At 64.8% G+C, this 25,833-nt stretch carries 22 protein-coding genes and 2 pseudogenes; 10 read left to right on the top strand and 14 right to left on the bottom strand.

What is annotated here, in order from left to right; translation table 11 throughout:
• The first annotated feature begins 16 nt into the window (after nucleotides 1-16).
• Together AWC27_RS23255 and AWC27_RS23250 are read left to right on the top strand one after the other, a co-directional pair.
• Nucleotides 17-1,228 carry an acyl-CoA dehydrogenase family protein gene (locus tag AWC27_RS23255; protein WP_085672633.1) on the top strand — a complete coding sequence of 404 codons (1,212 nt, stop codon included), beginning with the start codon at nucleotides 17-19 and terminating at the stop codon, nucleotides 1,226-1,228.
• A 27-nt stretch (nucleotides 1,229-1,255) separates the two neighbouring features.
• Nucleotides 1,256-2,425 carry a glycosyltransferase gene (locus AWC27_RS23250; RefSeq protein WP_085672632.1) on the top strand — a complete coding sequence of 390 codons (1,170 nt, stop codon included), beginning with the start codon at nucleotides 1,256-1,258 and terminating at the stop codon, nucleotides 2,423-2,425.
• Here AWC27_RS23250 and AWC27_RS23245 read toward each other — a convergent pair.
• Together AWC27_RS23245 and AWC27_RS23240 are read right to left on the bottom strand one after the other, a co-directional pair.
• Nucleotides 2,422-3,078, bottom strand: a complete 657-nt coding sequence (locus AWC27_RS23245; RefSeq protein ID WP_211281699.1) for a hypothetical protein — start codon at nucleotides 3,076-3,078, stop codon at nucleotides 2,422-2,424. The genes AWC27_RS23250 and AWC27_RS23245 overlap by 4 nt on opposite strands.
• Before the next feature lie 164 nt (nucleotides 3,079-3,242).
• The gene (locus AWC27_RS23240) at nucleotides 3,243-3,452 is read right to left on the bottom strand and encodes an MbtH family protein (RefSeq protein ID WP_085672630.1); all 210 of its coding nucleotides are present in this window, start codon (nucleotides 3,450-3,452) and stop codon (nucleotides 3,243-3,245) included.
• A 61-nt stretch (nucleotides 3,453-3,513) separates the two neighbouring features.
• Between AWC27_RS23240 and AWC27_RS23235 the strand changes: the two genes are divergently transcribed.
• Nucleotides 3,514-5,094: a DHA2 family efflux MFS transporter permease subunit gene (locus AWC27_RS23235; protein ID WP_085672629.1), complete on the top strand. Its 1,581-nt coding sequence runs from the start codon at nucleotides 3,514-3,516 to the stop codon at nucleotides 5,092-5,094.
• A 111-nt stretch (nucleotides 5,095-5,205) separates the two neighbouring features.
• Nucleotides 5,206-7,395, top strand: a complete 2,190-nt coding sequence (gene helR / locus AWC27_RS23230) for an RNA polymerase recycling motor ATPase HelR (protein ID WP_211281698.1) — start codon at nucleotides 5,206-5,208, stop codon at nucleotides 7,393-7,395.
• A 4-nt stretch (nucleotides 7,396-7,399) separates the two neighbouring features.
• Here the strand turns inward: helR and AWC27_RS23225 are convergent, their stop codons facing one another.
• Nucleotides 7,400-8,119, bottom strand: coding sequence for an NUDIX hydrolase (locus AWC27_RS23225; protein ID WP_085672628.1), 720 nt, complete (start codon nucleotides 8,117-8,119; stop codon nucleotides 7,400-7,402).
• Nucleotides 8,120-8,181: 62 nt separating this feature from the next.
• On the opposite strand from AWC27_RS23225, the gene AWC27_RS23220 reads away from it, so the two are divergent.
• The 3 genes from AWC27_RS23220 (at nucleotide 8,182) to AWC27_RS23210 (ending at nucleotide 11,954) form a co-directional block, all read left to right on the top strand.
• Nucleotides 8,182-9,039, top strand: a complete 858-nt coding sequence (locus AWC27_RS23220; protein ID WP_085672683.1) for an LLM class F420-dependent oxidoreductase — start codon at nucleotides 8,182-8,184, stop codon at nucleotides 9,037-9,039.
• 18 nt (nucleotides 9,040-9,057) lie between these two features.
• A complete protein-coding gene (locus AWC27_RS23215) occupies nucleotides 9,058-9,840 on the top strand; it encodes a PIG-L deacetylase family protein (protein WP_085672627.1) in 783 nt (260 codons plus the stop codon).
• Between the two features lie 344 nt (nucleotides 9,841-10,184).
• The gene (locus AWC27_RS23210; RefSeq protein ID WP_085672626.1) at nucleotides 10,185-11,954 is read left to right on the top strand and encodes a M15 family metallopeptidase; all 1,770 of its coding nucleotides are present in this window, start codon (nucleotides 10,185-10,187) and stop codon (nucleotides 11,952-11,954) included.
• Nucleotides 11,955-11,964: 10 nt separating this feature from the next.
• Here the strand turns inward: AWC27_RS23210 and AWC27_RS23205 are convergent.
• Together AWC27_RS23205 and AWC27_RS23200 are read right to left on the bottom strand one after the other, a co-directional pair.
• Nucleotides 11,965-13,352 (bottom strand): annotated as a pseudogene (locus AWC27_RS23205) (WS/DGAT/MGAT family O-acyltransferase).
• Between the two features lie 20 nt (nucleotides 13,353-13,372).
• Nucleotides 13,373-14,263, bottom strand: coding sequence for an alpha/beta fold hydrolase (locus tag AWC27_RS23200; protein WP_245847449.1), 891 nt, complete (start codon nucleotides 14,261-14,263; stop codon nucleotides 13,373-13,375).
• A gap of 229 nt (nucleotides 14,264-14,492) precedes the next feature.
• Between AWC27_RS23200 and AWC27_RS23195 the strand changes: the two genes are divergently transcribed.
• Nucleotides 14,493-14,903, top strand: coding sequence for a TA system antitoxin ParD family protein (locus AWC27_RS23195; RefSeq protein WP_085672625.1), 411 nt, complete (start codon nucleotides 14,493-14,495; stop codon nucleotides 14,901-14,903).
• A 16-nt stretch (nucleotides 14,904-14,919) separates the two neighbouring features.
• Nucleotides 14,920-15,489 carry an ATPase gene (locus tag AWC27_RS23190; RefSeq protein ID WP_085672624.1) on the top strand — a complete coding sequence of 190 codons (570 nt, stop codon included), beginning with the start codon at nucleotides 14,920-14,922 and terminating at the stop codon, nucleotides 15,487-15,489.
• Between the two features lie 5 nt (nucleotides 15,490-15,494).
• Here the strand turns inward: AWC27_RS23190 and AWC27_RS23185 are convergent, their stop codons facing one another.
• Nucleotides 15,495-15,947 carry a YiiD C-terminal domain-containing protein gene (locus tag AWC27_RS23185; RefSeq protein WP_085672623.1) on the bottom strand — a complete coding sequence of 151 codons (453 nt, stop codon included), beginning with the start codon at nucleotides 15,945-15,947 and terminating at the stop codon, nucleotides 15,495-15,497.
• A 56-nt stretch (nucleotides 15,948-16,003) separates the two neighbouring features.
• Nucleotides 16,004-16,948, bottom strand: a complete 945-nt coding sequence (locus AWC27_RS23180; RefSeq protein ID WP_085672622.1) for an aldo/keto reductase — start codon at nucleotides 16,946-16,948, stop codon at nucleotides 16,004-16,006.
• 164 nt (nucleotides 16,949-17,112) lie between these two features.
• Here AWC27_RS23180 and AWC27_RS23175 point away from each other — a divergent pair, with 164 nt between their 5' ends.
• Nucleotides 17,113-17,997, top strand: a complete 885-nt coding sequence (locus AWC27_RS23175) for an amidohydrolase family protein (protein WP_085672621.1) — start codon at nucleotides 17,113-17,115, stop codon at nucleotides 17,995-17,997.
• A 3-nt stretch (nucleotides 17,998-18,000) separates the two neighbouring features.
• Here AWC27_RS23175 and AWC27_RS23170 read toward each other — a convergent pair whose 3' ends face one another.
• From AWC27_RS23170 to AWC27_RS23145, 7 genes and pseudogenes are all read right to left on the bottom strand, one after another.
• Nucleotides 18,001-18,423, bottom strand: coding sequence for a nitroreductase family deazaflavin-dependent oxidoreductase (locus tag AWC27_RS23170; protein ID WP_085672620.1), 423 nt, complete (start codon nucleotides 18,421-18,423; stop codon nucleotides 18,001-18,003).
• Between the two features lie 59 nt (nucleotides 18,424-18,482).
• A complete protein-coding gene (locus AWC27_RS23165) occupies nucleotides 18,483-19,556 on the bottom strand; it encodes a GGDEF domain-containing protein (protein WP_085672619.1) in 1,074 nt (357 codons plus the stop codon).
• A gap of 94 nt (nucleotides 19,557-19,650) precedes the next feature.
• A complete protein-coding gene (locus tag AWC27_RS23160; RefSeq protein ID WP_085672681.1) occupies nucleotides 19,651-21,087 on the bottom strand; it encodes an FAD-dependent oxidoreductase in 1,437 nt (478 codons plus the stop codon).
• 227 nt (nucleotides 21,088-21,314) lie between these two features.
• Nucleotides 21,315-21,440, bottom strand: a pseudogene (locus tag AWC27_RS23155) (SDR family oxidoreductase); the annotation flags it as partial.
• Nucleotides 21,422-21,553 carry a hypothetical protein gene (locus AWC27_RS33345; protein WP_425437507.1) on the bottom strand — a complete coding sequence of 44 codons (132 nt, stop codon included), beginning with the start codon at nucleotides 21,551-21,553 and terminating at the stop codon, nucleotides 21,422-21,424. The gene AWC27_RS33345 and the pseudogene AWC27_RS23155, both read right to left, overlap by 19 nt.
• A 464-nt stretch (nucleotides 21,554-22,017) precedes the next feature.
• Nucleotides 22,018-22,968: a 3-oxoacyl-[acyl-carrier-protein] synthase III C-terminal domain-containing protein gene (locus tag AWC27_RS23150; protein WP_085672618.1), complete on the bottom strand. Its 951-nt coding sequence runs from the start codon at nucleotides 22,966-22,968 to the stop codon at nucleotides 22,018-22,020.
• A gap of 24 nt (nucleotides 22,969-22,992) precedes the next feature.
• On the bottom strand, nucleotides 22,993-25,833 hold a 2,841-nt coding region (locus AWC27_RS23145; RefSeq protein ID WP_139837169.1), incomplete at its 5' end, for a type I polyketide synthase.

Genomic DNA, 25,833 nt, shown 5'->3' with positions numbered 1-25,833 from the left:
ACCAAGGAGTAAAGCCATGACATTCTCGCTGCAATTGAGCGAAGACGTGATCGAGGTGCGCGACTGGGTGCACCAGTTTGCCGCCGAGGTCATACGCCCCGCCGCCGCCGAATGGGATGAGCGTGAAGAGACCCCGTGGCCGGTTATCCAGGAGGCTGCGAAGGTGGGCCTGTATTCGCCTGAATTCTTCGGGCAGCAGTCCGGCGAGCCGACCGGGTTGGCCATGATCACCGTGTTAGAGGAGCTGTTCTGGGGCGATGCCGGTATCGCGCTGTCCATCATGGGCACCGGGCTGGCCGCGGCGGCGTTGGCGGGCAACGGAACTCCCGAACAGCTGGGCCGCTGGCTTCCCGAGATGTTCGGTACCCCAGGCGAGCCCAAGCTCGGCGCATTCTGTTCGTCGGAGCCCGACGCGGGCTCGGACGTCGGCGCCATCCGCACTCGGGCACGCTATGACGAGGCGACCCGCGAGTGGGTTCTCAACGGCACCAAGACCTGGGCCACCAATGGCGGTATCGCGAACGTGCACATCGTCGTCGCATCGGTCTATCCCGAGCTCGGCACCCGCGGCCAGGCCACCTTCGTCATCCCGCCGGAAACCCCGGGATTGGCGCAGGGGCAGAAGTTCAAAAAGCACGGGATCCGTGCTTCGCACACCGCCGAGGTGGTTCTCGACAACGTGCGGATTCCCGAGGACACGATCCTGGGTGGCCGCGAAAAATTCGAAGCACGCATCGCCCGGGTGAAGTCCGGTGCCTCCGCCGGTGGGCAGGCTGCGATGAAGACCTTCGAACGCACCCGGCCCACCGTCGGTGCCATGGCCGTCGGTGTTGCCCGCGCCGCCTATGAGTACGCGCTCGAATATTCCTGCCAGCGCGAACAATTCGGCCGCAAGATCGGCGAATTCCAAGCGGTGGCGTTCAAGCTCGCGGACATGAAAACCCGCATCGACGCGGCCCGGCTGCTGGTCTGGCGGGCCGGCTGGATGGCCCGCAACAACCAGAACTTCGACTCGGCCGAAGGGTCGATGGCCAAGCTGATGGCAAGCGAAACCGCGGTGTATGTCACCGACGAGGCCATCCAGATCCTCGGCGGCAACGGGTACACCCGCGACTACCCGGTGGAGCGGATGCACCGCGACTCCAAGATCTTCACTATCTTCGAGGGAACCAGCGAAATCCAGCGCCTGGTGATTTCGCGCGCGCTGACGGGCTTGCCGATCCGCTAGCCCCAATCCGCGGGCTAGGGTCGGCAAGTGCGAGTCGTGCTGGCAGCGTATGGAAGTCGCGGTGATGTCGAGCCCTGCGCGGCCGTCGGCGTGGAACTGGCGCGCCGGGGTCATAGCGTGTGCATGGCGGTCCCACCTAACCTGGTTGGCTTCGTCGAGTCGGCGGGGCTGATTGCCGCTACCTACGGGCCGGATTCGCGGGAGGAACTGAATCCGGCGTCGGATCTGGCTCGCAAGCTCGCAACGCAGGTCCAGAATCCGGTCAGCATGCTCTCCGAGGTGATTGAGCATGTCAGCCTGATCAATCTGGACAAAAGCGCGACCCTGACGTCGCTCACGGCCGGCGCCGACCTGCTGGTGGCCAGCTTCAACGAACAAGGTCTGGCCGCCAATGTAGCTGAATACCAAGGCATTCCGCTGGCCGCCGTGCACCCCTTCCCGGCGCGGATCTGGGCCTCCGGCGGGGCGGCACCGCTCATCACCACGGCGGTGGAAGGCGCTCAGCGCGACGCACTCGGATTACCGGAGGCCCAGCCGGTGCCACCAGCGCTACAGATACAGGCGTACGACGAACTGTGCCTGCCCGAGCCTGCCGGGCAATGGGTGCAGCCCGATGCTCGCCGGCCCTTCGTCGGCGCACTGACGCTGCAGTTGCCGACCGACGCCGACGAGACGGTGCTGTGCTGGATCGCCGCCGGAAAGGCGCCAATTTACTTCGGATTCGGCAGCACTCCGCTGGCGCGGCCCGCCGAGACCGTCGCCATGATCGAGGCGGCCTGCGCGCAGCTGGGTGAGCGTGCGCTGATTTGCGGCAGCGGGACCGAGCCAACCCGGAGCGATCACCTGATGGCCGTCGGCGCGGTGAACCACTCGGCCGTTTTCCCGGCATGCCGCGCAGTGGTTCATCACGGTGGCGCCGGCACCACAGCCGCGGGCTTGCGGGCCGGCGTTCCAACCCTGATCCTCTGGTTCTGGCTCGATCAACCGCTCTGGGCAGCCGCCGTCGCAGAACTGGAAGTGGGCGCAGCACGGGCCTTTTCGGCAACCACCCGCGACTCACTCGTCTCGGACCTGCGTACCATCCTCACTCCACACTGCACGAGCAGAGCCCGCGCGGTGGCCGCCGAGATGACTGATCCCGCGGTAAGCGTCGCCGCTGCCGCCGCTCTGCTGGAAGGCCTGACCAGGCCTGACTAAGCGGCTATCCCCACCCGCTGCACGACGCCCTTGACCGGAATCGGAGTGTTGCTGACAACGCTGAGCCCGGCCAGCCGGCGCCACGAGCGGATGGCCTGACGAGTGATCTCCACAATCCGGCGCGGGTCGGTTTCGCCGATCGCCATTCGGTGAGCACGCAAGGCGTTGCCGGTCACGGCATCGAGGGTGACAGCGTCGTCAGGGTCGACGAGCGAGGTCGACTGGTAGGCCGCGCGCACGGCATATCGTTCGGCGCCCACCGGCATGTTCGCGCTGAGGTCGCGCGCGGTGCGCGCGGCGCTGTCCCAGGCCGCGATCGACGGCATGTCGCCGGGGCCGAGCCGGCGATGTAGCTCGGCGATGTCGTTGATCGCCCGAGCCGCAGCATCCCCGGCGTATCGCACGACACCCCACGGTGGGCTGGTCAGCAGTTTGTCCACCCAGATGTGCATGACGTGATCGGTGGACTCGGCGGTTCCGACCGTCAGCCAGCCGAGGTCGAGGGCAACGAAGCTGTCTTGCGGAGACAAGTAGCCGTCCGGCCCGGCGAGCAGGTCGTTGCACAACTGAACGAAGGCGGCCAGCGGGCGGGCCGAAGTCGCCGGAAAGTCGGTGATGTGCGCGTCGCCGTTGATGTAAGAAATCGCGTTCATGGCGCACCCTTTGGCGGATCCCGGCTGGTGTGATCCCCGGGCCAAGCGCAACGGGTGGGTGATGCGGTCTAGGTCCATATGGGCTGCTTCCTACGAGTGCGCTTCAAGCGCACTCTATGGCAACCGAAGTTTGCGGTACGTCCGCGACACGACGGACATACCGGCTACCCGAGCCGGTCGCGCAGACTCTTCGGACGGATATCTGGCCAGTTCTGTTCGACGTATTCCAGACACTCCGCTCGACTGGCCTCGCCGAACACCACCTTCCAGCCGTCTGGGACGTCGGCGAAGGTCGGCCACAGGCTGTGCTGTTCCTCGTCGTTGACCAGCACCAGGAAGGTGCCGTTTTCGTCATCAAATGGATTGGTGCTCATCGGGAGGAAGTGTACTGTCCCAACCTTAGATCCACCCAGCGGCGATTAACGAGAATTTTCGATGCACGCAAGTCGAAGCACCACCGTGTCCGACGGCCTCGACGCACGCGTGTTGAGGATCGCGGCCGTTTGTGTGCTGGGCGTAATGATCACCGATCTGGACTCCTGGATCGTGATCGTCGCGCAACGGACCTTCGCGCGCCAATTCGGCTCGCCGCCAGCCATTGTCGCCTGGACGCTGACCGGCTACACGTTGGCGTTGGCGGCGGTGATTCCGCTCACCGGCTGGGCCGCCGACCGTTTCGGCACCAAGCGACTCTTCCTCGCTGCGGTGGTGTTGTTCGGCGTGGGATCACTGCTGTGTGCCGCGGCGCCCAACATTGCCTTGCTGGTGACGTTCCGGGTGGTGCAGGCTCTGGCCGGCGGCGTATTGCTGCCGCTCACCTTCATCATCGTGACCCGGGAGGCCGGCGCGCATCGGATCGGCCGGCTCATGGTCGTTCTCGCCGTGCCCATGATGCTTCCCGCCGTCTTTGCTCCGATGCTCGGGGGCTGGTTGATCGGTTCATTCAGCTGGCGATGGATCTTTTTGATCAACCCGCCCATCTGCCTGGTGGTATTCCTACTTGCGCTGGCGGTCTTACCCGACGGCGAACGCGCCATCACCGAGCGGCTCGACTTCATCGGCTTGCTGCTGCTGTCACCCAGCCTGGCGACGCTGCTGTACGGCATCTCCTCGATTCCGCGCCGCGGAACCACCCAGAGTTGGCATCCGTACTTTTTCGTGTCGATCGGGTGTGTGCTGCTCGCCGGTTTCCTCTTCCATGCGCTGTACCGGCCCCGCCATCCGCTTGTCGACCTGCGATTGTTCGGTAACCGAACCTTCGCGGCGGCCAGTGCCACGATGTTGTTGTACCTGGCCGCCTCCGCGGGCATCGGTTTGCTGATACCGAGCTATTTGCAGCAAGCGCTCGGGCAGACACCGCTGCAATCCGGAGTGCATCTGATGCCCCAGGCATTGGGATTGGCGGCGACCATGCCGATCGCCGGCTACTTCGTGGACAAACGTGGCCCGCGTAATTTGGCACTCGGCGGCCTCGCGCTGATCGTGACGGGGATGGTCGTCTTCGCATATGCCGCCAGCCGGCACTGCGCTTATTGGCCGATGGTGCTGGTTGCCCTCGCCCTGATGGGGATGGGTATGGGCTGCACCAGTCCAGCAATTTCCGGGGCGGCGATCGGGACGCTCAAACCGCACCAGGTATCGCGCGGTTCGACATTGATGGGTGTGAATCCGCCGATAGCCATCTCGACCGGCGCCGCCCTGATGTCGGTCATCCTGACCGCCGAGTTCAACCGCAGCCCGTACCTCTCGGCGGTCAAACGGGCGGCCACGTCGCCCGGCGATCCGGCCAAAACCGATGTGCCACTAGATCTTTCAGCACCGCCCCAACAGGCCTTCCCGGCTGATTTCATGAGCCACGCCGCGAACGACCTCTCACACGCGTACGCGGTTGTGGGTGTGGTTGCCGCGTGCCTGGCAGGGTCTGCACTGATCCCGGCCTGGCTTCTGCCGAATAGGCCGGTACAAGCGGCGGGGCCGGCTGCGCTATTGGCCGGCAGCACCAGCGCGACGACCTGATATTTCAGCGATTTCCCTTTCCACCGTATACCGCACCCGGGGACTTGCGGCAAGACCCCCCTGATGGCGCACAATCGCTGGCCTAGGGAGAAACGGCGCAGATGGGGGCACGTGTCAACGCACAAGTACGACGAGGAATTGCGGTCCGAGCAAAGCTACGTGGCCGATCTCTACACGCGACTCGACGCCGAACGCGCGCGACTCAAGGAGGGCTACCGGGACGCCCTGCAGCATCCGATTGATCCACAGAATGGCGGTACATTGGTCGAGCGCGATGCCGGGGTGCGTGCGCTCGCCAAAGCGATGCAGCGGTTGGACGTCGCCGACGACGGCCTGTGCTTCGGCCGGCTGGACGCCCTGTCGGGCGAACACCTCTACATCGGCCGGATCGGCATTCTCGACAACGACAGCGAGTACCAGCCGCTGTTGCTCGACTGGCGGGCGCCGGCATCGCGCGCGTTCTACGTCGCCACCGCCGCGAGCCCGGAGGATATGCGCCGACGCCGCCAGTTCCACACCCGCGGACGTCGGATCCTCGACTTCACCGACGAGTTTTTCGGCCGCCCCAGCGGCGAACAGGGTGGTGACGCAGCGCTTTTGGCGGCGGTCAACGCGCCTCGCGGTGCGGGGATGCGCGATATCGTCGCGACGATCCAGGCCGAACAGGATCAGATCATCCGGCTCGATCACCCCGGGGTGCTGGTTATCGAGGGCGGCCCGGGCACGGGCAAGACGGTGGTGGCACTGCACCGCGTCGCATACCTGCTCTACACCCACCGGGACCGGTTTGAACGGCACGGGGTACTCGTGGTGGGGCCCAACCATGCGTTCCTCAACCACATCGGCCGGGTGCTGCCGTCGCTGGGCGAGTCGGAGGTGGTATTCATGACCACCGGCGACCTGATGCCCGGGCTGCACATCACCGCCGAGGACGCTGCGGAAGTCGCACGGATCAAGGGCTCACTGCAGATCTTGGAGGTGCTCACGGCAGCGATCGCCGATCGGCAGCGGCTACCGCAGGAACCGCTGCCGATCCAGCTGTCCGACGTCGAGGTGCGCATCGACACCGAGACCGCGGAATGGGCCCGGCAGGAGGCACGCGACAGCGGACTGCCGCACAACGAGGCCCGAGCGGTGTTCAGCGACATCGTCACGTTTGTCCTCACCGAAAGAGCGATAGCCCGCATCGGACGGGGCTGGCTGACTCGGCAGGACCGCCAGGCCTGGGAGCGACTGCGCGAGGACCTGCTCACCGAACTCGCGGAGAGCGCCCAATTCAATGCCGCGCTCGAGCGACTCTGGCCGAGGCTGACACCGGAAGGACTGTTGGCATCGCTGTACACCTCGCCGGAGCGGCTACGCGCGGCGGGTGCCGACCAGGCGCTGTTGCGTACCGATGGCGAAGCGTGGACGGTCTCGGACGTGGCGCTGCTGGACGAACTGGTGGATCTGCTGGGCCGCGACAAGGCGGCGGACGAAGCCGCTGCCCGTGAACGCGATGCCGAGGCCGCCGAGGAGGCCGCCTATGCCGCCGGTGTGCTGGATCTGATGATCCACCGCGAGGATCTGATGGACGACGAGGATCAGCTGCTCGCGACGGACATGCTCTACGGCGAGGACCTGGCCGAGCGTTTCCACGAGCACGACACTCGCGATCTCGCCGAACGCGCTGTGGCGGACCGGGATTGGACGTACGGGCACATCGTGGTAGACGAGGCCCAGGAGTTGTCCGAGATGGACTGGCGGGTGCTGATGCGGCGCTGCCCGGCGCGTTCCTTCACGGTGGTCGGCGACCTCGCCCAGCGGCGCTCGGCGGCCGGAGCAACGCAGTGGGGTCCGATCATGGAGCCGCATGTGCCCGGCCGCTGGGTGTACCGGTCGCTGTCGGTGAACTACCGCACCCCGGCGGAGATCATGGCCGTCGCCGCGAGACTGCTCGCCGAGTTCGCACCCGGCGTCCAGCCGCCGGAATCGGTCCGTGCCTGCGGGGTGCAGCCCTGGGCTCGGCGCGTCGGCGAAGACGAATTGGCGGCTGCCATAGCGGAATTCGTCCGCGGCGAAGCGCAGCGAGAGGGCACCAGTGTGGTGATCGGGCCGCCTGGTGTGCCGGGCGCGGTGACCCCGTCGCAAACCAAAGGCCTGGAATTCGACGCCGTGCTGGTGGTCGAGCCGGAGCGAATTCTCGCCGACGGCCCGCGCGGTGCGGCCGACCTCTACGTCGCTCTCACCCGCGCCACCCAGCGGCTGGGCGTCCTGCATTTAGGCCCGTTGCCACCCGCTCTGAACGGGATTGGCTCGTAGCGGCTTACTTCCAGGCGAACACCGGTTGCTCGAGTTCGTCGACCGGGTCGTGGCGGTCCTCCAGGCACAGCCAGCGCAGTTGCAGCAGCACGGCGCCCGTGGGCGCGTGAATGAGGTCGTTTCCCAACGGGATTTGCACGACCGGCCGTGGGCTTTCGGGAATTGCGATGAACCGCGGCGAATCGGGGCGCTGCAATTGGTGCAGCCCCACCCGGTAAACCGCGAGCACCTCAGCGGGCGCGGGTCGTAGCTCGAGCCGCCCGCCGCCCCAGATCACCACCGGGGTGATGACGTAACCCGATCGCGTCGGGTAGTCGTCGAGTACCCCCAGCACGGTCGAGTCGGACAGCTCCACGCCGACCTCCTCGTGCAGCTCCCGCAACGCGGCCTCGACCACGCTTTCACCCGGGTCCAGTCGACCGCCGGGCAGCGCCCACTGTGCGGCGTGTGAGCTGAGCCGAGATGTTCTGCGGCACAACAGGAATGCGGCACCACCGGACACGTCGACCATATGGCCGTCCAGGCCCGGTTCCGGCATCGCCCGGCCACCGATCCACTCGTGCACCGGCGCCGGATCGATCCGGTCCTCACCGATCTCCGAATCGACAAGCACCACGGCGACGGCGGCATGCCGTTTGGTCGGGTCGGTCACGGCGCGGCGGTCGTGGCCCGCCAAGCGCGCACGGATCTGCGCACGCAGCGTTTCGTCGTACGCGATCGTCACCGTTCGACCATATGCCGGGTACCGCTGGGAAGCAGCCGCGGTGCGGTGCGGTTGAATGCGGAATGCGCATTGGAGTCGTCTTCCCGCAAACCGAGCTCGGTGGAGACCCCGCGGTCGTGCGTGCCTACGGGCAGGGTGTCGAAGACCTCGGGTTCACCCACATCTTGGCCTACGACCACGTGGTGGGCGCCGACCCGGAAATCCACCAGGGGTGGTGGGGGCCCTACGACATCGACTCAACATTCCATGAGCCGTTCGTCATGTTCGGCTACCTGGCGGCGATCACGTCGCTGGAGCTGGTCACCGGGATCATCATCCTGCCGCAGCGACAGTCGGTGCTGGTGGCCAAGCAGGCCGCCGAGGTCGACCTCCTCACCGGCGGGCGGTTTCGGCTCGGGGTGGGATTGGGCTGGAACGCTGTCGAGTTCGAGGCACTCGGGGAGAAGTTCGGCAACCGCGGCAGGCGCTCGGAGGAGCAAGTCGAGGTGATGCGCAAGCTGTGGACCGAGCGGTCGGTGACGTTCGCCGGGAAGTACCACACGGTCACCGGGGCGGGCCTGGCGCCGCTGCCCACCCAGCAGCCGATTCCGGTGTGGTTCGGTGCGGCGTCCGACCGGGCTTATGAGCGCGCGGGCCGGCTCGGCGACGGCTGGTTTCCGATGATGGAGCCCGGGCCCGGCCTGGACTACGCCCGTGAGCAGGTACACCGCGCGGCAACCGCCGCGGGACGGGATGCCGAGGCCCTTGGGATGGAAGGCCGCGTCAGCTGGACCGGCGACCTCGACAAGATCGAGGCCGACATCGAGGCCTGGAAAGCCGCGGGCGCCACACACGTATCGGTGAACACCATGAAGGCTGGCCTGGCCGGAGTCGACGACCATCTCGCTGCATTGGAGCGGGTCGCGGCGGACCTCACCTAGCACTGCATACTGCAATTCATGGCCGCCGTCGTCGCTTTCCACGCACACCCTGACGACGAGGTCATCCTCACCGGCGGCACGCTCGCGAAAGCGGCGGCGGCCGGGCATCGAGTGGTCGTCGTGGCCGCGACCGACGGCCGGATGGGCAACGAGGCCGACGACCTCCGCTTGCATGAACTACGCACGAGCGCAGGCGTTCTCGGAGTGCACCGGGTGGAATGCCTGGGCTACGCCGACAGCGGCTACGGGCCCGACTTCTACCCGGACCCCCCGGGACGGGTCCGGTTCGGCCGTGCCGATGTCGACGAGGCGGCCCAGCGGCTCGCCGCGATACTTCGCGCCGAAAATGCGCAGCTCTTGCTCAGCTATCAGAGCAACGGCGGGTACGGCCACCGCGACCACGTGCAGGTGCACCACGTCGGCAAGCGAGCCGCTGAGCTGGCCGCGACTCCACGCGTGCTCGAAGCGACGATGCCGCGCGAATTGCTCAGCCGCATAGGGGATCTCGCGCGGTTGCTGCGCCTGCCGGCGCCCTACGACCGCGACGTGGTGCGCACCGCATACGCCCCGCGAGCCACCATTACCCATCGGATCAATGTGCGCCGGTTCGCGCGGCAGAAATGCGTGGCGCTCGCTGCGCATCGATCGCAGATCGGTGAGGGACGCAACGCGCGGCTTTTCGGTCTGTTGCTTCGACTGCCATCCGTCGTACTGGGCTTGATCTTCAGCCATGAGTGGTTCGTCGATCCGGCTAGTCCGTCAGGTCTGCCGCGACCTCCGCGCTGCGACATCTTCGACTGACTGGGCGCCGAGTTCGCTGAGGGCTCCAGACCAATAGTCAGATTCGGAAAGCGATATCGTCCGCGATATCGCTTTCTAAGGGACTGGACGACTACGCCGGACTCAGCCCACATTTGGGTATGTCGCAGCGCACCCTGGAGTGCCAAGATATCAACTGTCCGTACCAACTTCAGCGGTACGAGGAGTGGCGATGCCGAAGAATGTCGCTATCTGCGTGAGGGGCACCTGGGAAAACCGGAGCGTCCATAACCTCACGGCACTCACCTACGTCGGCAAGAACGGACCGGTCGGCGGCTGAAACGGGCAGTCGCAGCCGGCCAAATCAACCAAAAGGGGGTTCCCAAATGGTCCTCATCACCGAAAACGGATGGCCGCAATGCTCGCGCGACGAGTGCGAAACGGTGTCGGTACCCGGCACTAACAAGGTTCGTCTTGTGGTACGTGCGGGCGACGCCGCCACCGTGCTGTGCGCCTGGGCCGCGTGGTTCCACCGCAACATACGCTCCATCGAACCCCCTGACGGACACCAGAATTGGTGGTATTGGGATCCGGTCGACAGTGTGTGGAACTCCAACCATTTGTCGGGTACCGCAATCGATCTGTGCGCCGACGAACTCAATCAATACAGATACGACATGCCGCAAGACCAGGTCACCAAAGTACAGCAGGGTCTTTCGCTGTTTGAGGCAAACATCTACTGGGGCCGGGACTGGGGTGCCGGCGACCAGGATGAAATGCACTTTCAGTGCGGTTACGACACTTGGAACAATCCACGCTTTGCGCAATTCGCTCAACGGCTGCGCGACGGGTACCTCAATATCTTCGGCCCGCCCGATCCGTTGGCCTTTCCCTTGCCGCTGGGTTACTACTACGGACCGCTGGAGGGACCCGACAACTGCATCTCGGGGGACTATGCGACCGACTCGCAGGCCGCCAAGGACGGGCTGGGCCGGTGGCAGGAAAAGCTGGGTCTACCGGTAACGAAGCACTGGGACGATGCGACTGCCAAGGCCGCGACCGAATTGCAGCATCAGAGAGGCTGGAAACCCAACCCGGCGTTCGGCTATGGCGGGGTGTACGCCGCCGAATGGGACGCCGTCATGCGGGACAACTGGCAGCTTCCCAAAGACTGGGATGCCTCCAAAGTCGAAGGCCCCGAAATTCCGTTGGTCAAGTGGGGTGACTACAGCCAGTACCAAGAATGCTGCATTGACGAGTCCTACCCGTATCCGGTCGTCTGCTTCCGCGCATCGATCGCCGATGCCAGCGCCACGACCGCGACTCGCTATGGGGGCATCGACACCAAGTTCGTCGACAACATGACGCGGGCCAAGCAGATGGTCGCCGAGGGCAAGCTGAAGAAGATCATCGCGTATCACTTCTGGGTGCCCAACTTCGACAACTGGGGCACGTTCAAGGCCGCCATCGATGCCATCGGCGGCGTCTTCCCCGAATTGGCGTTCATGGTCGACGTCGAGGACGGCGGCCCGAAGTGGGACATCCGCGGCGACCAATCCGGTGGCGTCAACGAATTCATCACGAAAGGGCAGGCACTTTTCGTCAATCGGCAAGCCGCGAGCATCTACATAAACTTCAACGCCAACCCCGACCTGCTGCCGGTGGCGTCGCTGCCGAAAGGGGTCAAGATCATCGTGCCCCGCTGCGCCGGACCCGACAATCCGCCGGTCGTTCCCGCGGGGGTTTCCGTATTTGCCCATCAATACGCTGAAGACGAGAACACCCCGCCGTTCGGACCGACCGACATCAATCAAAGCCGTATGACGCTCAGTGCCTGGCTACAGGCCTGGGGCATCAACGGCGGGGAGGGGAAGACTGAGGTCGACCAGGTGTCGGCCGCGCATCCGACAACCTTCACCGAGGAAGACCGGGCCCTGCTCACAGAGGTACGCGACCTGCTCAAGCAATACCTGGCCACGACAAGCGGCGAACAGCCGGCCCTTGCTGGTGCTTTGACCAACGGGCGACCTCAGCGCGCGGGCGCTGCAAAGGTTTCGCGGCCCAGGAAGGCACCCGCGAAACGGACTACCGGGGCCGCCAAGGCAACGGCGAAGACCGAGGCCAGGAGGCGGCCAAAGTCGAACGCGCCCAAGTAACTTCGCGCCCCTAACCGGCGGGGACGTTGGTGCAGGCCGCCACGTCGCGCAACTCGGTGAAGGCGGCGACGAATGCATCGGTCACCTCGTGGGTGTCGGTCAGCGTCGCGTCGTCGGCGAGCACCGAGACGCTCAACTGATCGACGTAGCTCCAGACCGTGACGTTCAGCGCCGCCCCGGCGGCAAGTGGCCCCACCGAATAGAACTCGGTCACCACCGCACCGGCGATGCGGGCGGGCTCGCGAGGTCCCGGGACGTTCGAGACGATCAGGTTGAAAAGCTGGTTAGGCGCCTCCCGCCGCGACATCCAGCCGAAGGTCGTGCGTGTGACGGTCGGCGGGATGAACTCCAGCCAGCGGCCCACAGCGTCGGGCCGAGCAGTTGGTGATCTTCCTTGGCGATGCGCGTCGAAGTGGAGATGAGCCGAAGCCGCTGCATCGGCTCCGCGATCTGCACCGGCAGCGAGACCAGCATGGTGGCCAGGGCGTTGCCCGCGATCCGGTCCGGCGAGGTGTCGGTGGCGGTGGGTATCGAGGCGGTCAGCGGCCGGTCGGCGGGTTCTCCGTAGTTCAGCAGCAGCCGTCTCAGTGCCCCCGCGGCCACCGTCAGGACCAGGTCGTTGATGGTGACGCCGAGCTTTTTGCTGGTCGCTTTGACCTCGGCGAGCGGCAGGGCCGCGCTGGCGAATGTTCGTCCCGGCGTCAGCTTGTGGTTGAGAAAGGTCGGCGCGGGGTCGAATTGCCTTGCCAATTCCGGATGTTCATGGCGCTGCCGCGCTCGGCGCTGCAGCCGGTAGGCGCCGACGACGCCGTCCCGAATTGCCGACGGCAGCGTCCGAACTCGTGCGGCATGGTCGCGGGCCGCGAAGCGCAACACTTCTGCGGTCGTCGGCGGGGCAAGCGCTGGTTGCGCCGGTGGTTCGGCGCCGGAATCCATCACCCGTGCCATCAGGTTCGCGGAGGCGACTCCATCGGCCAGGACGTGATGGACCTTGCCGATCACCGCCACGCGCTCATCGGCCAATCCTTCGGCGTAGTAGAACTGCCACAGCGGGCGGGTGCGGTCCAGCGCGGTGCTGGCGATCGTGCCGATCAGGGCGTCGAGTTCGCGCCGGCCGCCGGGTGCGGGCACCCGCACCCGCTGCAGGTGGTAATCGAGGTCCGGTTCGGCGTCGTCGCGCCAGATCGGGCGATGCAGACGCCACGGCGTGGACACCAATTGGTAGCGCATGGGTTCCAGGACCGGGAGCCGGGAGCGGAACACCTCGCGGAATGCCTCGAACGTCGCGGTGCCCTCGAAGCCCCTGGTGTCGACGACGGCGATCTTGAGCGTGTGCTGATGAACGTTGGGAGTCTCGCTGGCCAGCATCAGCACGTCCCAACCACTGAGTCGCTTCACCGCCGCTCCTCCGCTATGGGCTACGTGATTGCCCGCTTGGCGTAATCAGCCGTCGGAAGCCGCCGGTGTACCGAGTCGATCGCGCGCGCCAATCCCGGCACGAAGGCCGCCGGCGCTAGAGTGCAGCCGCCGTGGCCCGCATCGACCGTGAACATCTCGGCGTCGGGGATGTGCTCAGCCAGCCACTGCTGCCGCCCCACGCCGAACGCGCGGTCCTTGCCCGTCACAACGACGGCAGTGGGAACATCGATGTCGCCGACCCACGTCGAGGAGTCGAACCGGACCACTTCGGCGATCGCCCGCGTGATACCTCCAGGCGAGGTCGCGCGGAATTGCCCCAGTACCCACTGATAATCGGCATAGCGTCCGCTCGTCGCAGCCCCCGCAGGTGCACAGCGGCGTGGCCCGGGGGTGAGCGAGTCCAGCAGTGCCGCGAAGAGCCCGGTGCCCACCCGCTCGTATGCGGCGCGGCTGACCGCTGCTGTCGCCGCGCACAGCACCAGACCGTCGACCCGCTCGCGGTGCCGGCGCCACACCAGCTGGGCGACCAGCGATCCCATCGAATAGCCGACCGGCACGAAGCTGTCGATGCCGAGGACGTCGGCCAGTGCGGCGACGTCGTCGGCGCAGTCTTCGAAGAGCATGCGGGGCGGTGTGATGCCTTGCCCGTGGCATCGCTGATCGAAGACCACCACCCGGCCGAACTCGCGCACCACGTCCAGCGCTGGGTACCAGGTCATCAGCCCGGTACAGGCCAGCGAGTGCAACAGAATGTAGGTCGGTCCGTCGGAGGGTCCCGAGTCATACACGTAGGTGCTTCCCCGGCCGGGCAGGTCGACCACCGATCCCTCGGGTATCTGCGCGACGGAGGCTAACGCGGGGACGTTGAGTAACCGCGACAATCTTGTCATTGGGATGCCTTGCAGGCGCCAAAAGCTGTCGATGGGTTATTAGAACACGTTCTAGCCCCCGCCCAAATTGGCGCTGTATTCCAGCGCTACCTCGAGCGGCGGGTCCAGCGGGTACGCCCCGCGCATCGATCGCGGACAACCTCGGCCAGCCCGCACGTAGAAACCATTCGACACGCTCACGATGTAGCAGACTGCTACATTTGTAACATGATGCTCCAGACGGGCAGCCATGGCTGAGGCTACCGATCGAGTCACCCGTGTCGCCGCAGACCTGATGGACAGCGCGGCCGTTGAAGGCCGCCGGCAGAGCCGATCCGCCAAGCAGCAGCTCGACCACTGGGCCAGGGTCGGACGTGCGGTGTCCAGTCAGCACAGCGCCGCGCGTCAGCGCGTAGAAGCCGCTCTGGCCGGCCGGCTCGCACTGCGCGAGCTAACCGTCGAGGAAGGTGTGGTGTTCAACGCCGAGATTTCAGCGGCCATCCAGGAGAGCCTGGCGCACTCGAATTACGGCCAGGTTCTTGCCCAGCGCGGCATCACCACCGTCGCCCTCAGCGACGCCGGCGAGCTAGTCGAATACCAACCCGACGGCACCTCGACCGTGGTGACGTCGAAGCGTCGAGCCGCCCGGCGCGGGAAGTGATTGCCTCAGCCACCCGATGAACCGCCTTGATCTCGTCGTCGGACCTAACGGGGCGGGCAAATCGACGTTTGTCGAGTTCACCTTGGCCGCACTGCTTTCCGGGAGCCAATTCGTCAACGCCGACGAGATCGCCCGGCAACGGTGGCCGGACGATCCGGTGTCGCACTCCTATGAAGCCGCCAGGGTCGCCGCCGCAACCAGGGCCAGGCTCATCGAATTAGGCCGACCCTTCATCGCCGAGACGGTGTTCTCCCACCCGTCGAAGTTGGAGCTCATCGACACTGCCCACGCGGCGGGCTACATCGTCGTTCTGCACGTCCTGCTCATCCCCGAGGAACTCGCGGTACAACGTGTGCAATACCGCGTCCGCGCCGGCGGGCACCATGTTCCCGAAGCCAAAGTACGCGGCCGCTACCAACGCCTTTGGGCGCTCGTCGCCGCCGCTGTCGCCCGGTGCGACGCGACCACGGTATACGACAACAGCAGCAGGCAAGGGCCGCGCATCGTCGCGCAGATGAGCAACGGCTACCTAGTCGGCGGACCCGACTGGCCGGACTGGACCCCGTTGGCTCTGACCTCCCCCTAGTTTTTTCAATTGCGTTGTGCGCGTAGCTGATACAGGCCATGAGTGGTGGCGACGACAGTTCCGGCGGCATCGGTGATGACCGCATCCAGCGTGTAGTCGGACTTGCCCTGCGCGGCGGCCTCGGCTTCGACCCGGGCGATGGTCTCGTCGTCCATGTGCGCCTCGGCGCGTAGCGCTGAGGTGGCTCTAGCGGCAAAGGTGATTTCGAGCTTCTTCACCAACGGGAAATACTTGCCGGCGTCGAACGTCGCCAACGCGATTATTCCGCCGAGCATTTCCGCGACGGTGAATTGGACGCCGGCGTAGACGACGCCGAAGTGGTTGCCATTGCCCTCGACTGGAACGCTGGCGGCGGCAAAGCCGCGGCGCGCCTCGAGCACCCGGAATCCCATCCGGTCGGCGACCGGGATGGTCGACGACATACCGGCGTTCATCATCTCTACGAGCGAGTCAGCCATTCGCCGATCGTCGCACAGTCGGTCACTCAACCGCAGACTTGAGCCCGATCGATCGCTCACCCAGTGGGAACCTCAGCGAACCCCGGCTCGCCGGCGTCCACAACCGAATTGAACCGGTACCGAGTCCGAAGATGCTCGTTGATCTCGTGGATCGCGCTCTCGGGAAGCGCGGTCACATCGAAGTTCTCGGCGATGCGTGCCGGCTTGACGGAGGAGGTGAGAACTGCGCTACCGCGCTGAATACCCCAGGCCAGAAGTATTTGTGCGGCGGTCTTTCCGAAACGTCGGGCCATCGAGACGATGAGGGCGTCGTCGAGCAGTCGCGGCTCCAGCGCGTGCCCCAGCGACGCGAATGCCAGCAGGATGATTCCATCCGCCTTGCACAACTCGTGAAGTTCCCATTGCGGGTGATAGGGGTGTGCCTCGACCTCCACGACCGCCGGCTTGATTCGGGCCGTCTTGACGATTTCCCTGGTGCCTTCGACACCTATGTCGGACAAACCAATCGCCCGGGAAAGTCCCTCATCGACCAGGGCCTCCATCGCGGCCCAGGTTTCGGCCAAGGTGACTCCGTCGTCGTAGATGACTGCGCCGTGCGGGTCGCGGGGGTCTTGATCGTCGCCGGGCCTGAACGCGAACGGGGTGTGGACCAGGTACAGGTCGACCGCGTCTAGCCCGAGCCTGTTCAGACTCGCCTGAAGCGCGGGCTTGACCCGTTCAGGTCGATGGTTGTTGTTCCAAAGCTTGGTGGTGACGAACAACTCCTCGCGGCGCACCGTTTTGTTGGCGAACAGCTCTGTGAGTGCCGCGCCGACTTCCGCTTCATTGCGGTACCGCTCTGCGGCGTCGAGGTGACGGAACCCGACCTCGACGGCGGCCTTGACGGCATCTCGCGTCTTGGTGCTATCCGAAAGCGACGTCCCAAAGCCGAGTGCCGGAATCTCACCGCTGCCATCGTTCAAGAGGAACTTGTGCTGACTCAGACTCTCGTGCGATGCCATGGCTTCCGGCTTCCTGCTTTGATGATTTCATTATGCGACGGGGGCGATCCCGAAGTGATTGCACGCCAACAGATCAAAACGGCGTCTGACGGCGAACGTGCCGAGTACAAGTGATTTCCCCCCGCCAATATTCCTCAGGCCTGCCTCTGCCATCCTGACGGGTGATGGAGGAGACCGACTCGGTACGTCAGCTGTGGCAGTCCCTTGGGTTGCCGGGCATCGTCGACGTCCACACGCATTTCATGCCGAAACCGGTGATGGACAAGGTGTGGCAGTACTTCGACGATGCCGGGCCGCTCGTAGGTCGCCCCTGGCCGATCGCCTACCGCACCAACGAGCAACACCGGGTCGAGACGCTGCGCGGTTTCGGGGTGCGTGCGTTCACATCACTGGTCTACCCACACAAACCGCAGATGGCGGCCTGGCTCAACGAATGGGCGACGGGGTTCGCCGCAGCCACACCGGACTGCCTACACACGGCCACCCTTTACCCCGAACCCGGCGTCGAGGCCTACGTCGCGCGAGCGGTCGACGAGGGCGCACGAGTGTTCAAGGCGCACATACAAGTTGGCCGCTACGATCCGACTGATCCACTGCTGGACGCGGCCTGGGGAGTCATCGAAGACGCCGCCATTCCGGTCGTCATACACTGCGGATCCGGTCCTGCGCCTGGCGAACACACCGGACCCGAGCCGGTCGCGACGCTGCTGGCGCACCATCCCAGATTGCGTCTGATCATCGCACACCTGGGCATGCCCGAATACGCCGAATTCCTCGACCTGGCCGAGCGTTACGACGAAGTACGGCTGGACACCACCATGGCGTTCACCGAATTCGTGGAAGAAGCCATGCCGTTCCCACCGTCGGAATACGCGCGGCTGCGCGCTCACGGCGACCGCATTCTGTTCGGCAGCGACTTTCCCAACATCCCGTATGGGTTTATCGATGCCATGCGTGTCCTTATCCGGCTGCCCGGCATCGACGACGTGTGGCTGCGGAAAGTGTTTCACGACAACGGCGCCCGTCTGTTCGGCCTGCCGGTCAGCTAAGGACTACTCGAGCACGAAGACCGGGATCTGCCTGGTTGTCTTCGTCTGGTATTCGGCGTAGGGGGGATAGGCTTCGACCGCCAGCTGCCACCACTGTTCGCGCTCGCTGCCCTCGACTTCGCGAGCTGTGAGGGTGACGACTTTGTCGCCGTCCTGCAGTGTCACCGCCGGATTGACCCTCAGGTTGTGGTACCAGGAAGGGTGCTCCGGAGCCCCGCCCTTCGACGCGACGATGGCGTAGCGCCCGTCTTTTTCGACGCGCATCAGCGGCACGTAGCGCTGCTTGCCCGATTTTGCACCAGTGATGGTCAGCAGCACAACGGGGCGGTCGAAGATTTCAACCCCGTCGGTGGTGCCCTGCTTCAATATCTTCTCGGTCTGCGCGCGTACCCAATCCGTAGGGCTCAGCTCGATGTGATCAGCCATACCCGTGCTTAACACTTCGGCGCGTCCAATGCATTCCCAAGGCCGGGGCACCCGGCGGGTCAACACAACTGGTGGTGATGAAAGCGATTGCCCCCTAGCCGCTTCGCCTGATACATCGCGGCATCTGAGGCGGTGATCAATTCGGCGAGAAGGATCTGAGGGTCGTTATGTGCGGTTTCATCCAGCAGGACGCAGGCGGTGCCGATGCTCGCGGTCACTCCCGCGGTCGAGGCCGCGATGGCGTGGCACAACTCGGCGGCCAACTTGTCGGCGTTGCACGTCGGCGCGGTGCCCGCGAGCAGAAATTCCTCACCTCCACTGCGCGCCACCACCGCTTGGCTGTCGGCGACTGCCAGTAGCGCTTGGGCGACCTGGACCAATGCGCGATCGCCTGCGGCGTGGCCGCGGCTGTCGTTGAGGGCTTTGAAGTTGTCGAGGTCGATTGACAGCACAACGAGATGCGCGTCGATGCCGCGCCGCGCCAGGATCATCCCCAGGCCGTTGTGCTGAAACGCCCGCCGGTTGAGCAGGCCCGTCAACGGGTCGCGGTCGGCACTCAGCAGGTCTCCCGCCAGCGCGCGGACCAGGATCCGGATGGCAAGCGGTAGCGCGATGTTGACCTCGACCACCAGCCATAGATCAACGCCCGCCAGGCTGGGGTGTCCGGAGGTCGCCAGTCGCGCGGCCTCAAAGAGGCCGACACCGGCGGCCACTGCGAAGTTGTACAGCACGAACCCGGTGGTGTGGAAGAAGGCGATGTAGGCACCGAAGGTAGCGAAAGCGATGCAGCCGATCAGAGCGGCCAGCGGGTTGGGGTGCGCCAGACACGCCAAAGCGACCGCGGTGTTGCACGTGAGCGCGAAGGCCACCGACTGCGCGCGCGTCGGCCAGCGCCACATCCATAGCAAGACCCCCGCGAGTCCCCCGGCGATGGCGACCCAGGTCATCGCGACCGGTACCTGCCCGCGCGGACCGTCCGAGCCGGCCAGCAACGCGACAAGGCACAACACCATCGAGGCCGCGATGAATGCCATCAATGCCCGGGTGGCACCGCTGAGGCCGCGTGCCGCCAGGTAGCCGGAGAACCAGTCATACTGGTCGGCCTGCCACCATCGGCCGAACATCGCAGTCATCGTTGACTCCCAATAGCTACCACCGAACATCGATGGTCGAGGCTGCCCCCGAAGCAGATTATCGCGCTGTGGTACTTCGGCGGCGTCTTGGCAGTTAGAAGTTCAGCCCCGAGAACATGACCCGGCCGGGATCGTACTTCTGCCGTACAGCGCTTAGCTTAGACAGATTCGGTCCGAAGTAGCGTGCGGCCGGCTGGTTGGCCTCGATGTAGTTCACATACCCACCAACCGAATACGGTTGTACCGCTTGGTGTGCCGTGCCCAGCCAGCTGGTCGCCGCCGATGGCGATCCGGAAGTCTCGACGTACCACTGCACCAGGGCGGACTGCCGACGCCACGGGAAGGCTGAGGCCGCCGGTTGCACGCTGGCGAGTGCGCCGTCGAGAGCATGCATGATCGCCAGCATGCGCCCGGCACCGCGGGGAAAGGCGTCGACCGCTGCGGCGATCCCCTTGGCGACGGCCGCGTTGACGGTGGGAAAGACGTCGGACCCGCCGACATATCCCAGCGGGGACGGATTGAGGTTGTTGACGGCCAGATACCTCACCAGGTCCAGGTAGTTGAACGTGTGGTTGTCGGTTCCGGTCGGTTGTACTCCAACGGCTGAGATTATGGCGCTCGCAACGCTATTACCTGACCCAGCTGGGCAGGTCGCAAGGATCCGGCAATGCGTGCCGAGCCCGTCGGTGGTGCTGTCGGCCAGTGCCCAGCTGTTCTTGTCCGCGGTCCGCAGCCAGTTCTGCCAGCCGACCAGAACCTGGGCGAAGGCTTCCGGCGGGAAGTTGAGGTTCACCGCGTCGACGTCCTGGGTGGCGAAGGTGGCAAACGTCAAAGAGGTTGTCACTCCGAAGTTTCCGCCACCGCCGCCGCGTAACGCCCAGAACAGGTCGGGGTTGCTGGAGGCTGACGCGGTGACCGCCTGCCCGTTGGGCAGCACCACTGAGGCCGAGGTCAGCTGGTCACAGAGCAGCCCCGCGTGCCTCGAATTAGCCCCCATGCCGCCACCCAGGGCGTGCCCCGCGGCGCCGACCGAGGGGCAGGTGCCCGTCGGGATCCCCCGGCCGGACGCGGCCAACACTTCGTGTATCTCATAGAGCGTGGTCGCCGGTGTGACCGTCACGTGATTGGTTGCGGCGTCGAATTTGACTCCGCCCGGCAGTTGCCGCAGATCGAGCACCATGGTCCCGTTGGCCGTGGACGCCCCGGTATAGGAGTGCCCACCACTGCGCGGTGCGACCTTGAGATTGTGGGCAGCAGCGAATGCCATCGCCTTTTGCACGTCCGCCGCCGAGGTCGGGGTGACGATCACCGCCGGTGTCGAATCGTTGTAGTTGGTGTTGAAAACCTGTTTGGCCGTGGCGAATTGGGGGTCGCCCGGCTGTAGCACCCGTCCGCCGAGGGCGGTGGTGAGACCGTCTAAGCCGGAGGCAGTCGGATCGGCGATAGCCCGCGCCGGCCCAAAGATCGCGCCGGCGGCTAGTGCACCGGCGGCGCCCCGCAGGAACGTCTGGCGGGATATCTCACGGGCCAAAGCTGGGCTCCCGCCCCGTGACCGGTCGCAAGCCCGGCGCAGCCGGGCGCTGCGGGCCGGCACCATCCGGCCCCGTGACCGGTCGCAAGCCCGGCGCAGCCGGGCGCTGCGGGCCGGCACCATCCGGCGATTGCGTCATATCCCGCATTGTTATTGACGGGACGACGGATACGGCGGTGCCGTAATGGCCGAGACTGAAACGTGCCCGAACCTTTATCGGGCCTGATTCAGCCGGCGCCCTTGCCGTTGTCGACTCGGTACACCGCGCCGTGGATGGCCACGGCATCGTCGCTGGCAAGAAAGGCGATGACGGCGGCGACGTCGTGCGGCTGCATCATGCCCCGCGGTGCGGCGGCGGGTCGACAAGAACCCCGCCTTGTGCGACCTGGTCGCCGAACTGCTCGCTCAACGGTGGAGTCCGCAACAGATCGCCCGTCACCTGCGAGGCAAATATCCCGAGACCCATTGATGTGGTTATGTCACGAAAGCATCTATCAGGCTGTCTGCCAACCGCATTCACGCTTGATCCGGCCGCCACAGGTTAGGTCGCTTGACCCGGGACCGTTGCGCATGGACAGGACTCATCGCCACGCATGTGGCGGGCCATTTCGATGCCCACGTGATCGATCGGAGCACGTGCGGAGGCAGGTCGCCCATGGTTGTCGCGATCGCGAGGCGTAGGGAATCGGCGTCGCGGCGGTCTGTTGAGGTTAGCAGCGCGGTGAAAGTTCGGCGGGACTGCGGGCCGGTCGTGGCACCGCAGTCAGATAGTCGGCCCGAACGCATCGGGATATGGTGTCCGCCGGTTTTGGAGGCTTGCTGCTGGAAACCGGTCGGACACCCATTTCGGCGGGTCGATGCCCGGCGCGAAGCGATGGCCGAGCTGTCGTTGGGCGTTGATGATGCCTGAACGAGTTTGCGTCCGCCTGGTTACACCATTTGAATTAGCAGGCAGGTGAAGCGCCACCCCACCCCACCGCCAATCAGCATTACGTACTGCCCTGTGCTTAGCTGCCCAGTTTCTAGTAGATAACCAAGCCCGATGATCTGGTCACAGGCGCCGACGTGGCCATTCTTTCGCAGCTCGGCCCAACATGTCTTTTCAAGCGGAATGCTGCTAGAGCCGATAAATGTCTCTTGCACGGATAGCCGGTAGAGCGCTGGCGGGCAAAAATGCGAAACGTCATCCACCGTGATTTCGGCATCAGCTAAAGTCGCAGCGATACCTGCGTGCACGACACGGGACAGTGTGCCGACGTAAGGGCCATATCCAACCTCATCCAATCCGTGCTTGAATTCCAGGCGCTCCACGGAACCTTTGTTGCGCATGAGCAGTTCGAAGTCTGGAAAGGATGTCCTATTGCTGGCGATGAGCCGTGCAAAGCCCTCCTTCTTTGAAACCACGACCGCGGCAGCACCATCGCCTAAAGCAGCACCATGCTGGTAGCGATCTATAGCGTGAATGCGTGATGCGGCGCATACGAGGCCGGCATCTGTGGATGGGTCACTTTTGAGGAGCTTGGCAACGACTTCAATGGCTGTCAGTCCGCTGTCGCTCGCGGCATCTAAGTCGAATGCTAAGGAATGCTCCTGTTTAAGAAGGCGCTCGATGTAACATGCCGGGGTGAGGTGTTCGAGGCAAAGTGGCTCGGCATATACGATCGGCGATAACACCTCCCCCTTATGGGTGGATCTATCCACCGCCTGCTTGGCTGCCAGCCCACCCATCACATATGAGGGTTTATCCGACACGCAAACACTTTCGATATCGACATTTGCGTCGACTACCTCACCTTTCAGCTGCGGCTTGATCGTTTCGAATGGAATCCGGGGAGGAAGAAATGTACCTATCGAATTCAAAAATATGCCATCCCATAACATCTGAGTCAGTCCCTTGCTTCTAAGCTAGATCAGTATATCGATGTCGGTTAACCAATTATGGACGCGTAGCGCCGCGGTTGCTGGCTCAAATGTGAGCGGTGACTCGACCGGGGCATCCATATCGCTGCTGACAAATGGATTCAAGGTCAAAATGCGTTTGTCCAGGCCATCCTTTAGCACTAGGCCGAAGCTGAGGTAGCGTCCAAACGCGATCAGGTCTGCATCATCCTCTAAATGCGTTGCGATCGCGTCCATTATCAAGGAATCCTCACCAATGCTCGAGGTGTCGGAAGTGTTTACCGGAGCCATCGCTACCAGGCCGAGTTGATGGTCGCTCGAAAGTAAATCCGCGGCCTCCAGTAACTGATATAGCTGAAGTGCGGGAATGCAGGTCACTCCGCTGCCAACAATCACTATCCCGCGATTCAGAATGTTCAGGTCGAGGGCATCTAAGATCGCCTGCCCCGACTCTCGCGCCGATGCCGGCGGCTCTGTACCTGAAAAACCTGGTGCGAGGATCTCTATCACTTCTACGTTATCGGGAAACCCGTGCGCAAAGCGTTGGTATTGACCGCTGAACTCTGAAATGCACACTAGGTGCACTGCCGCGTCCTGAGCGGGCTTCAAGAGAGACCTCTCGAGATCGCTGCCGGATGTTAATTCAGAAGAACTGGCGGGGTCCAGATCCGATGCGGCGACAATTACGTTTATCAGTGTTGAGCGCTGATTTTTGTCGTAGGCGGCTTTGAGTAGCTGGCCAAGCGGGCCAATAGCACGAGTGTTGCTGGTGAGTGCGCTGTGCAGGTAGTGGGTGAGGGCGGTGGGGGTGGGGTGGTCGAAGATCAAGGTGGCGGGCAGGGTCAGGCCGGCGTGTTGGGCCATGGTGTTGCGTAGTTCCAGGGCGCTCAGGGAGTCGATGCCGAGGTCTTTAAACGGTTGGTCAGGATCTAGTGCGCTGGCATCGGGGTGGGCCAACACGGTGGCGGTGGTGGTGGTGACCAGGGCCAGCAGGGTGGCGTGTTGTTGTGCGGGGGTTTGGGTGGCCAGTTGGGTGTGCAGGCTGTGGTGGGTGGGGGTGGTGCTGGCTTGGCGGCGGGTGGTGGTCAGTGCCGACAGCAGCGGGGCAAGGCCGTGTTGGCGGGCGTGGCGGGTCAGGCTGTGGTGGTTGAGAGGAGCGGGGATGAGATGAGGGCGGTGATAGGTCAGGGCGGTGTCGAACAGGGCCAGGCCGTGGTCGGTGGTGATGGGGGCCAGGTGGTTGCGGGTGAGGCGGGCTTGGTCGGTGCTGTCGAGGTGGGCGGTCATGGCGCTGGTGGTTTGCCAGTAGCCCCAGGACAGGCTGGTCGCGGGCTGGTGGTGGTGGTGGCGGTGGTGGGCCAGGGCGTCCAGGAAGGCGTTGGCTGCGGCGTAGTTGGCCTGGCCGGAGGCCCCGAGTACCCCAGAAACCGAGGAGAACAGGATGAAGGCGTCCAGGGGTAGGTGGCGGGTGAGGTGGTGTAGGTGCCAGGCGGTGTCGGCTTTGGCGGTCAAGACGCTGTGGAGTTGGTCGGGGGTCAGTTCGGTGAGCACGGCGTCCTGCAGGACCGCGGCGGTGTGGATGATCGCGGTCAGGGGGTGAGCTGGGGGGATGGCGGCCAGTAGGGCGGCGAGTTCGGTGGGGTTGCTGGTATCGGCGGCGCTGATGGTGACCTGGGCGCCCAGGGCGTTGAGGTGTGCGCTGAGTTCAGTGGCGCCGGGGGACTGGGGGCCGCGGCGAGAGACTAAAAGCAGATGCCGCACGCCGTAGTGGGTGATCAGATGCTCGGCGAACAGGGCGCCCAGGGTGCCGGTGCCGCCGGTGATGAGCACGCTGCCCTCGGGGGTGAACACGGGAGGAGGGACCAGCACGATTTTTCCGGTGTGGCGGGCTTGGCTCATATGCCGCAACGCGCGGGGAGCCTGCAACAGGCCATAACTGGTGGTGGGCAGCGGGTGCAGTGCACCGGCGGTGATCATTTCGACCACGCCCTGCCAGAGCTGACTAGCCCGCTCGGGGCTTTCCTTGGACAGGTCGTAGGTGTGGTAGCTCACGCCAGGATGTGTGGTCGCAACGGCGTGGGGCTGGCGGATATCGGTTTTGCCGATCTCCACCAAGCATCCGCCCGGGCCAAGTAGATCCAGTGAACGGTCCACGAAATCGCCGGTCAGGCTGTTTAACACCAGATCCATGCCGCGCCCACCAGTGGTCTGGGTGAACTTGTCGGCGAAATCTAGAGTCCGTGAGGACGCGATGTGGTCATCAGCAATGCCCAGCTGATGCAAGACGTGGTGTTTGTTGGGGTGGGCAGTGGCATAGACCTCGGCGCCGAGGTGCCGAGCAATTTGGATGGCAGCTTGACCGACCCCGCCGGCCCCGGCGTGGATCAAGACCCGCTGGCCGGCACGAAGCCCGCCCACCTCGATCAGCGAGGCATAAGCGGTTAAAACCGCCACCGGCACCGAAGCGGCCGAGGGCATCGACCATCCCGCTGGCAGCGCAACCACCATGCGGTGATCAGTGACCGCGGTGGGGGCAAAAGCGTTTTGAGGAAACAATCCCATGACCGCATCACCGCGGCGGAAGGCGGTCACATCCGCTGCCACGTCGAGGATGATCCCGGCGGCTTCACCGCCCAAGCCGTCTTCGGCGATGGCGCCCAAGGCCACCACCACATCACGGAAGTTGAGTCCAGCAGCGCGTACCGCCACCCGAATCTGCCCGGGGGCTAACTCGCTGGGCGGGGCCGCAGGGACCAGGGCCAGATGAGCCAAATCTCCCTTACCGGTAGTGACTAACTCCCAATGCGGGCCTGGTGGGGGGGTCAGTGTGGTGGTGGGGGTCAGGCG

The organism is Mycobacterium szulgai (assembly GCF_002116635.1).
Taxonomy (GTDB): Bacteria; Actinomycetota; Actinomycetes; order Mycobacteriales; family Mycobacteriaceae; genus Mycobacterium; species Mycobacterium szulgai.
The sequence above is the reverse complement of the archived record's forward strand: the minus strand, read 5'-3'. Positions and strand labels throughout refer to the sequence as shown.